Here is a 13,533-nt window from a genome sequence, read left to right as displayed (position 1 = left end):
CCACTTCCCACCAGTACCGTCCTCCCCATGGCCGCCACGACCGGAGACGTCCTGAAGCCCGACTTCGGGGCCCAGCGCAAGCACATGATCTTCACGGAGGAGCACGACCGCCTCCGCGAGTCGATCCACGCCTTCGTGGTCAAGGAGCTCGCGCCGCACGCGGACGAGTGGGAGGAGACGACCTTCCCCAACTCGGTCCTGGAGCGCATGGGCGAGCTCGGCTTCCTGGGGCTCTCGATGCCCGAGGAGTACGGCGGGCAGGGCGGCGACTACTTCGCCAACCTCGTCCTCGCCGAGGAGATGGCCTACGCCGGCTCGGGCGGCCTGGCCATGGGCGTTGCGGTCCACACCGACATGGCGATGCCGCCGATCCACCTCTTCGGGACCGAGGAGCAGAAGCAGCAGTGGCTCGTCCCGGCGATCCAGGGCACGAAGATCCTCTGCCTCGGCATCACCGAGCCCGACGCGGGCTCCGACGTCGCCGGCATCAAGACCCGCGCCGTGAAGGACGGCGACGAGTACGTCATCAACGGGTCGAAGACCTACATCACCAACGGCCACCGCGCCGACGTGATCGTCCTCGTCACGAAGACCGACGACAGCGCCGGCTACGACGGCTTCACGCTGTTCCTCGTCCCGATGGACACGCCGGGCGTCATCCGCGAGAAGAAGCTCGAGAAGCTCGGGATGCACGCGAGCGACACGGCGCTCCTGGCCTTCCAGGACGTCCGCGTCCCCGCGTCCGCCGTCCTCGGCCAGGTCGGCAAGGGCTTCTACCACATCATGTGGGAGCTCCAGGGCGAACGCCTCATCGGCGCCGCCGGTTCCGTCGCCGGCGCCCAGCACGTGTTCGACCAGACGCTGAAGTACGCCCAGGAGCGCACCGCCTTCGGCCGCCAGATCGGCCACTTCCAGGTCATCCGCCACAAGTTCGCGGAGATGGCCACGAAGATCGAGTCCGCCCGCCAGATGGTCTACTCGACCGCCTGGCGCTTCGGCAACGGCGAGTACCCCGTCCGCGAGATCTCGATGGCCAAGCTCCACGCCTCGCGCATCGCCGTCGAGGTCGCCGACGAGTGCATCCAGATCCACGGTGGCGCCGGCTACATGAAGGAGTACGGCGTCGAGCGGGCGTGGCGCGACCTGCGCCTGAACCGCATCGGCGCGGGGACCGACGAGATCATGCTGGACGTCATCGGGCGGTCGTACGGGCTGTAGGACCGTCCGGGCGGGCGGAGCTCCGCGCGGGGGCGAGCCCCGCTCGAGCGACGGCCTCTCGGGCGCTCGGGCGTGAGCCTGATGTTGACCGCCACATAGGCGGCGAACTCCAGGCTCGCGGGGCCCGGACCCCGACGACCGCCCACGGAGGACGCAGGCGCGAGAGGCCTCCCTCCCTCACTGCCGACCGACGACCGTCCGTACCCCGCGGACGCCCGAGCGGAACGCCGCCGCCGACCGCGCCGCGCCGACCGCGCCGCGCCCCCTAGATCTCCAGCCGCTGGTCCTCCAGGTCCAGCTCGCGCTCCAGGACGTGCAGGACGGAGTCGGAGATCTCGCCGGCGTCGCGCAGCTCGATGATCCGGCGGCGCTGGGCCTCCAGCGCCTCCCGGACGACGCGCTGGTAGGCGTTGGAGCGGCCGTCGAGGTCGGCCCAGCGGTCGTCGTCGTCCTCGCCGTCGTCCGGGACGTACCAGTCGCCCTCCTCGCCGATGCGCTGGGCGATGCGGGCGCGGCGGAAGCGGTACATGCCGGCCATGCGCTCGACGGTGCGGGTGCGCGTCCACTCCTCCTCGGCGAGGCGCTCGAGGTGGACGATGGCGGCCTCGGCGGCCTCGCGGCGGGCCAGGAGCTCCTCGCGCTCGCCCTCGCCGTCGTCCTCCACGCCGAGCATCCGGATGACCCACGGCAGCGTGAGGCCCTGGAAGACCAGCGTCGAGAAGATCACGCACAGCGTCAGGAAGACGAGGAGGTCGCGCTCCGGGAAGTCCTCGGGCAGGGCGAGGGCCGCGGCGAGGGAGACCGCGCCGCGCAGGCCGCTCCACGCCGCCACCAGGCGCGGACGCCAGCCGATGCGCCGCAGGCGCTGCTCGGGCCGGCGGTCGATGGCGCGGATGACGTACGGGACGGTGTTGAGCCACAGCAGGCGCGACCCGATCACCGTGACGCTGATGAGCACGCCGAGGCCGATGAGCGTGCCGGCGGAGCGGTCCTGGTCCTCGAGGATCCCCGGCAGCTGCATGCCGACGAGCAGGAACAGCGTCGCGTTGAGCAGGAAGACGAGGACCTCCCAGAACGCGTAGCCGCGCAGGCGCGCGCTCGGCGTGACGATCTCGGGCGACCGGCGACCCACGACGAGCCCGACGAAGACCGCCGCCAGCACGCCGGACACGCCGAGGTGCTCGGCCGGCAGGTAGCCGACGTAGCCCGCGGCCAGCGACGTGGTGACGCCGACGACGTCGTCCTCGACGATGTGGCGGAAGACGAGCACCATGAGCTTGCCGACCACGAACCCGACGGCGATGCCGCCGAGCGCGTTGACCACGAAGTCGGAGCTCGCGTCGAGCAGGTCGAACGAGCCGCCCACGGCCGCCGCGACCGCCACGCGGTAGGCCACGAGCGCGGTGCCGTCGTTGACCAGGCTCTCGCCCTCGATCGCGGCGATGAGCCGCTGGGGCACGCCGAGCCGGCTGGCGATCGCGGTGGCGGCGAGCGGGTCGGTCGGCGAGACGATCGCCCCCAGCGCGAACGCCGCCGCCCACGACAGCCCGTCGATCGTCGCGTGCGCCGCGACCGCCACCAGCGCGGCGGTGAGCAGGACGAGCCCGACGGCGTTGAGCGTGATCGTCCGCGCGTTGCGCCGCAGGTCGCGCGCCGACGAGAAGTACGCCGCGTTGAACAGCAGCGGCGGCAGGAAGATGAGCAGGACGAGGTCCGGCTCGAGCTCGACGTCCGGGACGCCGGGCACGAAGCCCGCCAGGCAGCCGCCGACGACCAGGAGGATCGGGTACGGCACGCCGATGATGCGGGCGAGGGCGCCGACCGCCGCCACCGCGACGAGCAGGAACAGGATGACGAGCTCGACGTGGTCCACGGGCGGCCCGGCACGCTAGGCGATGCCGGGCCCCTGACCAAACGTCGCGGCCCTGACCGTTGGCTAGGCGAGCTCGAAGCGCCGCACCAGCGCGTCGAGGCGCTCGGCGGTGCGGGCGAGGTCGGCGGCGGAGGCCGCGATCTCCTGCGTCGAGGCCGACGTCTGCTCCGTGCCGGCCGACACGCGCTCGGTCATCGCGCCGCTGTGCTCGGCGACGTCGGAGACCTCGCCGAGGCCCTCGTGCACCCGGCCCGCCGACGTCGAGACGTCCTGGATGGCGCCGGCGATCTCGGCGATGCGCGTCGCCACGTCCTCGACGGACGCGCTGATGCGGGTGAAGGCGCCGCGCGCCTCCTCGACGGTCGACACGCCCTCGTCGCTGCGCGCCGCGCCCCGCTCGACGACGTCGACGGCGCGGCCGGTCTGGGCCTGCATCTCGGCGACGAGGTCGCCGATGGAGGCGGCGGCCTGCTGGCTGCCCTCGGCGAGCTTGCGGACCTCCTCGGCCACGACGGCGAAGCCGCGGCCCTGCTCGCCGGCGCGCGCCGCCTCGATCGCGGCGTTCAGCGCGAGGAGGTTGGTCTGCTCGGCGATGCCGGTGATCGTGTCGACGATCGCGCCGATGCGCTCGGAGCGCTCGCCGAGGTCGCGGATCGCCTCGGTCGCCTGGGACGACGCCGCCTGCACGGCGGCCATGGCGGCGCTGGCGGCCTCGGCCGCCTGGACGCCGGCGGCGACGTCCTCGCGGGCGCGGGCGGCGGCGTCGCCGGTCGCCGTGGCGTCGGCGCTCGAGCGGCCCATGGTCTCGGAGACGTCGGCCGCGAGCTCGCGCGTCGCGTCGACCGACGCGAGCTGGCGCTGGGCGCCCTCGGCGACCTCCCCCGCGGACGCGGCGATCTCGGCGACGGCGCGGCCGGCCTCCTCGGAGGTGGCGGCGACCTGGCGCGAGGCGTCGGTCAGCGTGGACGCGGCGGTCGAGACCTCGCCGAGCATCTGGCCGAGCTGCTCGCGCGACGTGCCGTAGGCCCCGATGGCGCGGACCGTCGCGCCGCGGATGTCCTCGACGGCCGCCGAGACCTCGCCGATCTCGTCGTGGCCCTGGCGCTCGAGCTCGGGCGTCCGCGGGACCACGTCCTGGCGCAGGTCGCCGCGGGCGAAGGCCGCCAGGCCCTGCTCGAGGCCGGAGATGCAGGCGTCGCGCAGGCTCTGGAGCGTCTCGAGCACGCGGTCGATGCGGCGCACGATCGAACGCGCCAGCAGGACGCCCGCGCCGGCGGCGAGCAGCAGCGCGATGGCGGCGACGACGAGCACGCTCGTGCGCAGGTCGCTCGCGGCGGCCAGCGCGGCCGCCCGCGGCTCGGCGGCCGTGACCCGCCAGCCCAGCCCGGGGTACAGCGAGAAGCCCTTCGACCGCGCGGTCTCGCGCAGCGCGTCGCCCTTCGCGGCGTCGCGGGCGCCGGCGCGGCGCAGCGCGCGACCCTCGCTGTCGGTCAGCGTCAGCCCGGCCTCCGGGTGGCCGTTGGCGGCGGCGCGCTTGGCCTCGGCGACGAGGATGTCGGTCGCCACCGACCAGTTGAACCGGTTGGACCACACGCCGACGATCCGGCCGGCGTCGTCGCGGATGGGGTACGTGAAGCTCATCGCCTCGGCGGGCTCGCCCGGGACGAGCGCCTGCAGCGGGTCGCGGTGCAGGTCCTCGACGAGCGTCTCGCCCGCCTTGAGCCGGCCCGCGATCGCGGTGCGGAACCAGCGCTCGCCCGAGACGTCGCGCCCGACGACCTTCGACGTGTCGCGCGGCTTGCCGTCGAGCCCGACGGTGTTGGCGGCGATGACCCGGCCCCGCCGGTCGGCGACCACCATGAGCCGGTAGATCGGCGTGTAGGTGGCCATCATCGTGTCCATCCACACGCGGATGCGCTCGGCCTGCATCGACGTCGCCGGATCGCTCTGCGCGTAGGCCTGGACGTCGCCGTAGCGCTCGAAGAGGTTGCGGTCGAGCTTGTCGAGGGCGTTGACGGCGACCTCGGAGGTGCGGGCCTCCGCGGTGTCGCGGAGGGCGCCGGAGGCGGCCCGGACCCCGATCGTGCCGACGACGGCGGCCACGGCGAGCGCCGTGAGGGTCAGGAGGCCGGCGATCGTCGCGCGTAGTCGGGGCTTGGGCAGCCGGACGGTCTGCATGCACGCTTGGTCGACCGTGTCGCAGATCACTTGACGAAGTTCGACCGGTACCCGCACTTCTGCGCCGCTGCAGGCCGTTCGTCGCGGCCCGGCGGCCGTTCGGTTGCACCGGGTCCGCCCGTGTGTTACATCTCGACGCATGCTGTCACATCGTCACGAGGCAGCGGATCCGCGCGACGAGGCGATCCTCGACGCCGCGCGCGCGTGCGTGATGGCGGTCGGCGTGCGGCGCACGACCGCCGCGGACATCGCGCGGCGCGCCGGGATCAGCCGGATGACGCTCTACCGCCGCTTCCCGGACGCGGCCTCCGTCGTCCAGGCGCTCATGACCCGGCAGTTCGGCGGCCTCCTCGCGCGCGCGCACGCCGAGAGCCAGGACCGCGCCACGGCGCGCCAGCGCATCGTCGCCACCACGGTGCGCATGCTCCAGCTGCTCGACGAGGACGAGGTGCTGCACCGCATCCTCGACGTCGACCCGGAGCTGATGCTCCCCTACGTCGTCGAGCGCCTCGGCACGTTCCAGCGCGCGGCCCTGGCCCAGCTCGAGGGCGAGCTGCGCGCCGGGATGGGCGACGGCTCGGTCCGCCTCGGCGAGCCGGCCCGGCTCGCGGCGGCCCTGGAGCTCGTCGTGCGCGGCCACGTCCTCGCCGCGAACGCCCACGACCGGGCGCTGCCCGCCGCGGTCGCGCGCGAGGAGCTCGGCACCGTCGTCGACCGCTACCTCGCGCCGTGAACGCCGCCCAGCGCAGCCGCGACCTCGAGGCGCTCGCCGGTGGCGCGCAGGTCGACGTGCTCGTCGTCGGCGGTGGCATCACCGGCGCCGGCGTCGCCCTGGACGCCGCCTCGCGCGGCCTCTCGGTCGCGCTGCTCGAGCGCGGCGACCTCGCGACCGGCACGAGCCGCTGGTCCTCCAAGCTCGTCCACGGCGGCCTGCGCTACCTCGCCACGGGGCAGGTCGGCGTGGCGTGGGAGTCGGCCCGCGAGCGCGGCCTGCTGCTGCGCCGCATCGCCCCGCACCTCGTCAGCCCGCTGCCCTTCGTCATCCCGCTCGGCGAGCGGCTCAACCACCGCAAGGGCGCCGAGACCCGCGTCGGCCTCGCCCTCGGCGACGGCCTGCGGGCGGCGTCAGGCGTCTCGGGCCGCGACCTGCCACGCACCGGGCGCATCAGCGCCCACGAGGCGCGGGCGCTCGTGCCCGGGCTGCGCACCGGGACGCTGCGCGGCGCGTTGCTGCAGTGGGACGGGCGCCTGGAGGACGACGCGCGGCTCGTCGTGGCCGTCGCCCGCACCGCGGAGGCGCTCGGCGCGCGGGTCGTCACCCGCGCGCGCGTGACGGCGCTCCACGGGGACGGCGCGGCGGCGGTCGACGAGCTGACGGGGACGGCGTTCCAGGTCCGCGCGCGGCACGTCGTCAACGCCACCGGCGTGTGGGCCCAGAGCCTGGCGCCCGACGTGCAGCTGCGCCCGAGCCGCGGCGCGCACCTCGTCCTGGACGCCGCCGCGCTGGGCCACCCCCGCGCCGCCGTCAACGTCCCCGTCCCGGGCCTGCGCGGCCGCTGGGTCTTCGCGATCCCGGCCTCGGACGGCCTCGTCGTGGCCGGCATCACCGACGACGAGCACGACGGCCCGCCCGAGGACGCCCCGCGGCCCACCGCGGCCGACGAGGCGTTCCTGCGCGAGGCGCTCGCCCCGGCGTTCGCCGGCGGCATCCCGGACGACGCGGTCGTCGGCCGCTACGCCGGCCTGCGCCCGCTGCTGCACGCCGAGGGCGCGACGCACGACGTCTCCCGCAGGCACGCGATCCTCCAGGACGCCGCCACCGGCGCGCTCACCCTCGTCGGCGGCAAGCTGACGACCTACCGGCGCATGGCGCAGGACGCCGTCGACCGGCTGACCGACGTGCCGTGCCGCACGGCGACGCTGCCGCTGCTCGGTGCCGCCGGCCCGCGGCCCACCGCCGCCCGCGACGCCGCGCACGAGCGGCTGCTGCGCCGCTTCGGGACCGAGGCCGGGGCCGTCGCGGCGCTTGCCGCCGAGCGCCCGGCGCTGCTCGAGCCGCTGGCCCCGGGCGTCCCCGCGCTGGGCGTCGAGGTGCTCTGGGCACGCGAGCGGGAGCTGGCGCTCACCGCCGAGGACGTGCTCGACCGCCGGCTGCGCCTCGACCTCCACGAGGCCCGACGCGCGGCGGCCGCCGAGCGCGTCGGCGAACTGCTCGCCGAGCCCGCGCCGGCGGCCAGCGCCGCCTGACGCCTGCGCCGTCTAGGGTCGGCCGATGGCCGTCCCGACCCCGCCGTTCACCGAGGAGCACGAGGAGCTGCGCGAGAGCGTCCGGCGCTTCGTCACCGAGCGCCTGCGCCCCCACGCCGACGCGTGGGAGGCCGCCCACCACTTCCCGGACAGCGTCTTCGGCGAGCTCGCCGAGCACGGCTTCCTCGGCCTGAAGTACCCGGAGGCGCTCGGCGGCCAGGGCGGCGACCACCTGCACGACGCGGTCTTCACCGAGGAGCTCGCGCGCTGCGGCTCGGGCGGGCTGGCGGCGGGCATCGGCGCGCACATCGGCATCGCGACGCCCCCGGTCTTCAAGTTCGGCACCGACGACCAGCACGAGCGCTACCTGCGCCCCGCGATCAGGGGCGAGAAGATCGCGGCGCTGGCGATCACCGAGCCCGACGCGGGCTCGGACGTCGCCAGCCTGCGCACCCAGGCCACGAAGGTCGACGGCGGCTGGGCCGTCAACGGCTCCAAGACGTTCATCACCAACGGCGTGCGCGCGGACTTCTACGTCACCGCGGTGAAGACCACGGGCGAGGGCGGCCACCACGGCATCAGCTTCCTCATCGTCGACAAGCAGGACGCGGTGCGGGCCAGCGCCCTGGAGAAGATGGGCTGGCACGCGTCGGACACCGGCGAGATCGCCTTCGAGGACGCGTTCGTCCCGGACGAGAACCTCCTCGGCCGCGAGAACGAGGGCTTCGGCCTGATCATGGCCAACTTCCAGTGGGAGCGGCTGCTGATGTCGCTCGGCGCGGTGGCCGGGATGCAGGTCGCGTGGGAGCGGACGGTGAGCTACGTGCAGGAGCGCCAGGCCTTCGGCCGGTCGGTCTCCGGCTTCCAGGTCGTCCGCCACAAGCTCGCCGACATCGCGACGCGCATCCACGCCTCGCGCTGCGTGACCTACGACGCGCTGCGCCGCTTCGCCGAGGGCGAGGACGCGGTCAAGGAGGTCACGATGGCCAAGCTCGTCACGCAGCGCACGGCGTTCGAGGTCATGGACGACTGCCTCCAGCTCCATGGCGGCGCCGGCTACATGCGCGAGTACGAGATCGAGCGGATGGCGCGCGACGCGCGGCTCGGGCCGATCGGGGGCGGGACGGACGAGATCATGAAGGAGATCCTGGGCAAGGCGCTCGCGATCTAGCCCGTCCCGCCCGCCGAGCGGCGGCGAGGGTGACGGCTACTTCTTCGGGGACAGGACCGCGGCCGGGATCCAGGCGTGGCGGTTGACGTGGCCGTAGGCCATGCCGTACGCCCACTTGCCGGACTTCGAGAGGCGCTCGACCTTGAACGTGTCCTTCTTGAACATCGTCCCGTCGAAGATCTTGCCCGCCTGCTTGTAGACGTAGGTCTGCTTCGTGACGGTGTGCTTGCCGGGGGCGGTGGCCTTCGCGCCGGCGACCGAGGGGGCGGCGCCACCGACGGTGAGGGCGGCGGCCACGGCGATGGTGGTGAGCTTCTTGGTGGTGGCGTTCATGCCCTCTGAACGACGCGCCGAGAAGGAGGTCCCGGTGGCCACCAGGCGTCGTCCGCGTACGGGCAACCGCCCATGGACGACGGGTCCATAGGATCCCGCCGGTCCCCAGCAGAGAACGAAGGAGAGCAGGCATGGGAGTCCTCGACGGGAAGGTCGCAGTCGTCACCGGGTCGGCGCGCGGGATCGGTCGCGCGACCGCGGAGCTGCTCGCCGAGCAGGGCGCGTCGGTCGTCATCAACGACCTCGACGCCGATGTGGCCGAGCAGACCGCCAGCGAGATCCAGGGCGACACCGCCGTCTTCGGCGGTGACCTGACCAAGGGCGACGCGCCCGAGAAGCTGATCCAGACGGCGATCGACAGCTTCGGCAAGCTCGACATCCTCGTGAACAACGCGGGCTACACGCTCGACGCGCCGATCCACAAGATGAGCGACGACTGGTGGGACCGGATGATCGACATCCACCTCACCGTCCCGTTCAAGGTGCTGCGCGCCGCCGCTCCGCACCTGCGCGAGCCGGCCAAGGCCGAGAAGGAGCGCGGCGAGGAGGTCTTCCGCAAGGTCGTCAACGTCTCGTCGATCTCGGGGACGATGGGCAACGCCGGCCAGGCGAACTACTCCGCGGGCAAGAACGGCGTCGTGGGCCTCACCCGCACGCTGGCCAAGGAGTGGGGCCAGTTCAAGATCAACGTCAACGCCGTGGCCTTCGGCTACATCGAGACCCGCCTGACCGCCTCGAAGGACGAGAGCAACCAGATGGAGATCGACGGCGAGAAGGTCCAGCTCGGCATCCCGGACCAGCTGCGCTCGATGGCGTCGATCCTCATCCCGCTCGGCCGCGCCGGCACCCCGGAGGAGGCCGCCGGCGGCGTCTTCTTCCTGTGCTCGCCGTGGTCGAACTACGTGCACGGCCAGGTGCTGAACATCACGGGCGGGCAGTTCGGGGGCATGACCTCCTAGCGCCCGCCGGCGCCTTCCGAGAGCTCCGTCGGTACGGTCACGTTCCGATGGGGTCTCTCGGGAGGAAGGCCGTGGCGCTCGCCGGCGCCGCGTTGTCGATCGCGATCGCGGCCCCCGCCGTGGCGGCGGGCCCGCCGCCGGGCAGCCCCGAGTTCCTCGCGCGCGACCTGCAGAACGTCACGGACGCCTACGGCCGCATCATCGGCCAGGGCGGCCAGCTGCAGAACCCGAACTACCTGCCGGCGCTCGTCGCCGAGGGCACCGACGTCAACCTCTCCCAGCTCGCCGAGCAGGCGGCCACGCCGACGCGGCCGGTCCTCACCCCGGCGATGGTCGTCCCCGGATGGAACGTCGGCAACCCGCTGCGCCGCGGCTGGGCGGGCAAGCGCGGCATCCGCCAGCGCGTCGCCTACACCAACCGCTACGGCGCGCTCATCCGCGGCGACGTCTTCGCCCCGCTCCCGGGCGCGAAGGACCCCTACACCGGCGCGGCGCTCGAGCCCCCGTACCCGGGCGTCGTCCTCACGACGGGCTCCGTCCAGGGCTCCGAGCGGATGTACTGGTGGCTGGCGCAGGACCTCGCCGAGCGCGGGTACGTCGTCCTGACCTACGACGTCCAGGGCCAGGGGACGAGCGAGACGCTGCCCCATCCCTCCGGCGACCTGCCGTTCTGCAACCCCTTCGCCCCGCCCGAGGAGGAGGAGATGAACGGCTGCCCGGGCGTCCCGTTCCAGCAGATCGCGAACTTCACGAAGGGCACCGTCGACGCGATGGACTTCTTCGTCTCGACGCCCGACGCGCCGTACGTCAGCAAGGCCAGGGGCAGCGCCGACGTCAACGCGTTCAACCCGTACTGGCGCCTGTGGGACCGCAGCCCCGACCCGCACCCCGCCACGCCGGGGCGCACGACGCGGCTGGCGATCGTCGGCCACTCGCTCGGCGCCGCCGCGGTGTCGCGGGTGCAGGGGACGGACGACCGCGTCGCGGCGGTCGTCGCGCTGGACAAGCTCAGCGGTCCGGGGGCGAGCGGGCCGCTGGACGGCAAGGGCGTCAAGCCGACGGTGCCTGCGCTGGCGGTCCAGTCCGAGTACGGCTTCACGGTCCAGCCCTACTTCCTCAACGGCTCCGGGCTGCTGCCGGGCCTCAACGACCCGTCCAAGGCCCCCGACCCGCGGCGCGAGCGCGCGACGGGCTTCGACGCGTGGCAGAAGGCGGGGGTCGACGCGATGCTCGTCGTCCCGCGGGCCTCGACGCACCTCGAGTACACGGACATCCCGCTCGCGCTGCCGGCCAGCCGCTACGGCCAGGCGCTCACGAGCGTCTACGTGCAGCGGTGGCTGGACCGCTACGTCAAGCACGAGGGCGTCGCGCTGCCGACCGTCGCGACGAAGAAGGCCAAGAAGCGGGCGGCGCGCAAGGCGAGGAAGGCCGGGAGGAGCACGAAGGCCAAGCGCCGCCAGGCCGCGCCGGCGGGCGAGGACCCGCTGCTCGCGACGTCCTTCACCTACCTCGAGCCGACGGCGGTCGGGCGCTGGTCGCCCGTCACCCTGCAGCGCGACCCGCTGCTGAGCTTCTACCACTGCTCGGCCTACGCCTTCCGCGACCGCACGGGCAGCCAGGTCCTGCAGAGCGGCGACGTCACCGGCGTCGGCTGCTGAGCATGGAGCTGGCGCTGCTCGACGGGCGCTGGGCGGTCTGCCGCCTGGCGCCCGACGCGCCGGTGCCGGCCCTGCCCCCGGGTGTCGAGCTGGCGTGCGTCGCGCGCACGCGCGAGGAGCTGTCGGTCGTCGTCCCGGAGGTGCATGCCCCGGAGGGCGCGAAGGTCGAGGCGGGGTGGCGGGTGCTGCGCGTGGCCGGGCCGATGGACTTCTCGCTCACGGGCGTCCTCGCGGCGCTGACCGCGCCGCTGGCCCGGGCCGAGATCCCGATCTTCGCCATCTCCACGTTCGACACGGACTGGATCCTGGTCGGCGAGGCGCGGCTGGACGACGCCGTCGCGGCGCTGCGGGCTGACGGGCACGACGTCGCCGCGTAGGGTCGGCCGCGATGCCCGAGGAGCTCGACCTCCATCTGCCCGCCGGCCGCCTGCACGCCGTGCGTCACGGCGACCCATCGGCGCCGCTGGTGCTCGCCGTCCACGGGCTGTCGGCCAACCACCACGCGTTCGACCTCCTCGCGCCGGCGCTCGTCGAGGACGGCCACCAGGTCGTCGCGCTGGACCTGCGCGGCCGCGGCGCCTCGCCCGACACCGGTCCCGGCACCTACGGCCTGCCGTCGCACGCCGCCGACGTCCTGGCCGCGGCCGACGCCCTCGGCCACCAGCGCTTCGCGCTCGTCGGCTGGTCGATGGGCGCGCTGATCACGCTGGAGGTCGCCCACGCCGCCCGCCAGCGCCTCACGGGCGCCGTCCTCGTCGACGCCGCGGGTGCCATGGAGGAGGACGCCGTGGTCGCGGTCCGGGCGGGGCTGGACCGCCTCGACGCGGTGGTCGACGACCCGGCGCAGTACGTCGAGGCGATCCGCGCCGTCGGCGCGGTGACGCCGTGGCACGCGCTGTGGGAGACCTACTTCGCCTACGAGCTCGCGCAGGGCGACGACGGCCGCTGGCGCGCGCGGACGAGCAAGGCCGCGGCGCTCGAGGACCTCGAGGCCGCCCACGACGACCACCGCGCGCGGTGGCCCGCGCTCACCATGCCGTCACTGCTCGTGCGCTGCACCGTCCCGCTCGGGGGCGGCCTGCTCGTGCCGGAGATCGAGCGCGACGGGCTGCAGGCGGCGGCCGCGCAGCTCCAGGTCCTCGAGGTGGCCGAGAACCACTACGGCGTGATGGTCAGCGACGCCTTCGTGCGCGGCGTGCGCGCGCACCTGGCTCAGGCGAGGGACAGCGTCCCCGGCGAGATCGCCGTCCCCGAGACGTAGTCGCCGGCGGGCGACGCGAGGACCGCGACGAGCTCGTCCACCTGGTCCGGCGTGGCGTGGGGCCCCGGCCGCACGGCGCTCACGCGGATGCCGAAGCGCGCCCACTCGACCGAGGTCGTCCGCGCGGTGTTCTCGAGCGCGGCGCCGACGGCGCTCGCGTGCTCGCCGTGCGCCGGCGCGACGAGCACGACCTTCCCACCCGGCTCGTCCCCGGTCCACCCGGCGTTCACCACGGCGCGCACGGCGTTCCACGACGCGTCCACGGCGTGGCGCAGCCCGGCCAGGCCGCCGCCCGCGGCCGCGAACAGGTCGCCGCCGGCGCAGACGAGGACGTCGATGCGCCCGAGCCCGCCGATCGCCGCCGCGACCGCCGCCTCGTCGAGCAGGTCGGCCTCCAGCGCCACCGCCTGCGCACCCAGGTCCGCGCACCGCGACCGCACGCCCGCGCCGCCGCCCGCGACGACCACGCGCACGCCCTCCAGGACCCCCGGCCGCAGCACCGCGCCACCGTACCGAGCATGGGACGTACCTGGCACGTTCCACCGCCCGTGTCGTGGAAGGTGCCTGGCACCTTCCACCTGCCGGGATCAGGGAGCACCCCGAGGCGCAACCTCCGGCGTCGTGGTGGTGTTGTG

Annotated in this window: 12 protein-coding genes; 8 read left to right on the top strand and 4 right to left on the bottom strand. The window is 74.2% G+C overall.

The window, feature by feature from the left end:
- Positions 1-27: 27 nt before the first annotated feature.
- Positions 28-1,218: an acyl-CoA dehydrogenase family protein gene (locus JUB12_RS19860; RefSeq protein WP_205697177.1), complete on the top strand. Its 1,191-nt coding sequence runs from the start codon at positions 28-30 to the stop codon at positions 1,216-1,218.
- Between the two features lie 265 nt (positions 1,219-1,483).
- On the opposite strand, the gene JUB12_RS19855 is transcribed toward JUB12_RS19860, so the two are convergent.
- Both JUB12_RS19855 and JUB12_RS19850 read right to left on the bottom strand, forming a co-directional pair.
- The gene (locus tag JUB12_RS19855) at positions 1,484-3,091 is read right to left on the bottom strand and encodes a Na+/H+ antiporter (RefSeq protein ID WP_205697176.1); all 1,608 of its coding nucleotides are present in this window, start codon (positions 3,089-3,091) and stop codon (positions 1,484-1,486) included.
- 63 nt (positions 3,092-3,154) lie between these two features.
- A complete protein-coding gene (locus JUB12_RS19850; RefSeq protein WP_205697175.1) occupies positions 3,155-5,269 on the bottom strand; it encodes a methyl-accepting chemotaxis protein in 2,115 nt (704 codons plus the stop codon).
- 139 nt (positions 5,270-5,408) lie between these two features.
- On the opposite strand from JUB12_RS19850, the gene JUB12_RS19845 reads away from it, so the two are divergent.
- Genes JUB12_RS19845 through JUB12_RS19835 form a run of 3 tightly spaced genes read left to right on the top strand, consistent with a single transcriptional unit; the run spans position 5,409 to position 8,687 of the window.
- On the top strand, positions 5,409-6,002 hold the full coding sequence (locus JUB12_RS19845; protein WP_205697174.1) for a TetR/AcrR family transcriptional regulator: 594 nt from the start codon (positions 5,409-5,411) through the stop codon (positions 6,000-6,002).
- Positions 5,999-7,516, top strand: a complete 1,518-nt coding sequence (locus tag JUB12_RS19840; protein WP_205697173.1) for a glycerol-3-phosphate dehydrogenase/oxidase — start codon at positions 5,999-6,001, stop codon at positions 7,514-7,516. The genes JUB12_RS19845 and JUB12_RS19840 overlap by 4 nt, the downstream gene beginning before the upstream one ends.
- Before the next feature lie 25 nt (positions 7,517-7,541).
- On the top strand, positions 7,542-8,687 hold the full coding sequence (locus tag JUB12_RS19835; RefSeq protein WP_205697172.1) for an acyl-CoA dehydrogenase family protein: 1,146 nt from the start codon (positions 7,542-7,544) through the stop codon (positions 8,685-8,687).
- 36 nt (positions 8,688-8,723) lie between these two features.
- Here the strand turns inward: JUB12_RS19835 and JUB12_RS19830 are convergent, their stop codons facing one another.
- On the bottom strand, positions 8,724-9,020 hold the full coding sequence (locus JUB12_RS19830; protein ID WP_205697171.1) for a hypothetical protein: 297 nt from the start codon (positions 9,018-9,020) through the stop codon (positions 8,724-8,726).
- Between the two features lie 131 nt (positions 9,021-9,151).
- On the opposite strand from JUB12_RS19830, the gene JUB12_RS19825 reads away from it, so the two are divergent.
- The 4 genes from JUB12_RS19825 to JUB12_RS19810 are packed head-to-tail and all read left to right on the top strand — an operon-like array spanning position 9,152 to position 12,898.
- Positions 9,152-9,979 carry an SDR family NAD(P)-dependent oxidoreductase gene (locus JUB12_RS19825; RefSeq protein WP_205697170.1) on the top strand — a complete coding sequence of 276 codons (828 nt, stop codon included), beginning with the start codon at positions 9,152-9,154 and terminating at the stop codon, positions 9,977-9,979.
- A gap of 47 nt (positions 9,980-10,026) precedes the next feature.
- A complete protein-coding gene (locus tag JUB12_RS19820) occupies positions 10,027-11,637 on the top strand; it encodes a hypothetical protein (protein WP_205697169.1) in 1,611 nt (536 codons plus the stop codon).
- A 2-nt stretch (positions 11,638-11,639) separates the two neighbouring features.
- Complete coding sequence (locus tag JUB12_RS19815; protein ID WP_205697168.1) at positions 11,640-12,014, top strand: ACT domain-containing protein; 375 nt, start codon at positions 11,640-11,642, stop codon at positions 12,012-12,014.
- An 11-nt stretch (positions 12,015-12,025) separates the two neighbouring features.
- Entirely contained in the window at positions 12,026-12,898 is an 873-nt protein-coding gene (locus JUB12_RS19810; protein ID WP_205697167.1) for an alpha/beta fold hydrolase, read from the top strand.
- Here JUB12_RS19810 and JUB12_RS19805 read toward each other — a convergent pair.
- Positions 12,850-13,398, bottom strand: a complete 549-nt coding sequence (locus JUB12_RS19805) for an SDR family oxidoreductase (RefSeq protein ID WP_205697166.1) — start codon at positions 13,396-13,398, stop codon at positions 12,850-12,852. The genes JUB12_RS19810 and JUB12_RS19805 overlap by 49 nt on opposite strands.
- Positions 13,399-13,533 lie beyond the last annotated feature (135 nt).

It is taken from the genome of Conexibacter sp. SYSU D00693, from assembly GCF_017084525.1.
Lineage (GTDB): Bacteria > Actinomycetota > Thermoleophilia > Solirubrobacterales > Solirubrobacteraceae > Baekduia.
The sequence above is the reverse complement of the archived record's forward strand: the minus strand, read 5'-3'. Positions and strand labels throughout refer to the sequence as shown.

What these genes read in the sequence shown, in the direction of transcription:
- JUB12_RS19860 (WP_205697177.1), top strand. Translation starts at nt 28, where the DNA reads ATGGCCGCCACGACCGGAGACGTCCTGAAGCCCGACTTCGGGGCCCAG.
- JUB12_RS19850 (WP_205697175.1), bottom strand. Translation starts at nt 5,269, where the DNA reads ATGCAGACCGTCCGGCTGCCCAAGCCCCGACTACGCGCGACGATCGCC.
- JUB12_RS19845 (WP_205697174.1), top strand. Translation starts at nt 5,409, where the DNA reads ATGCTGTCACATCGTCACGAGGCAGCGGATCCGCGCGACGAGGCGATC.
- JUB12_RS19835 (WP_205697172.1), top strand. Translation starts at nt 7,542, where the DNA reads ATGGCCGTCCCGACCCCGCCGTTCACCGAGGAGCACGAGGAGCTGCGC.
- JUB12_RS19830 (WP_205697171.1), bottom strand. Translation starts at nt 9,020, where the DNA reads ATGAACGCCACCACCAAGAAGCTCACCACCATCGCCGTGGCCGCCGCC.
- JUB12_RS19825 (WP_205697170.1), top strand. Translation starts at nt 9,152, where the DNA reads ATGGGAGTCCTCGACGGGAAGGTCGCAGTCGTCACCGGGTCGGCGCGC.
- JUB12_RS19820 (WP_205697169.1), top strand. Translation starts at nt 10,027, where the DNA reads ATGGGGTCTCTCGGGAGGAAGGCCGTGGCGCTCGCCGGCGCCGCGTTG.
- JUB12_RS19815 (WP_205697168.1), top strand. Translation starts at nt 11,640, where the DNA reads ATGGAGCTGGCGCTGCTCGACGGGCGCTGGGCGGTCTGCCGCCTGGCG.
- JUB12_RS19810 (WP_205697167.1), top strand. Translation starts at nt 12,026, where the DNA reads ATGCCCGAGGAGCTCGACCTCCATCTGCCCGCCGGCCGCCTGCACGCC.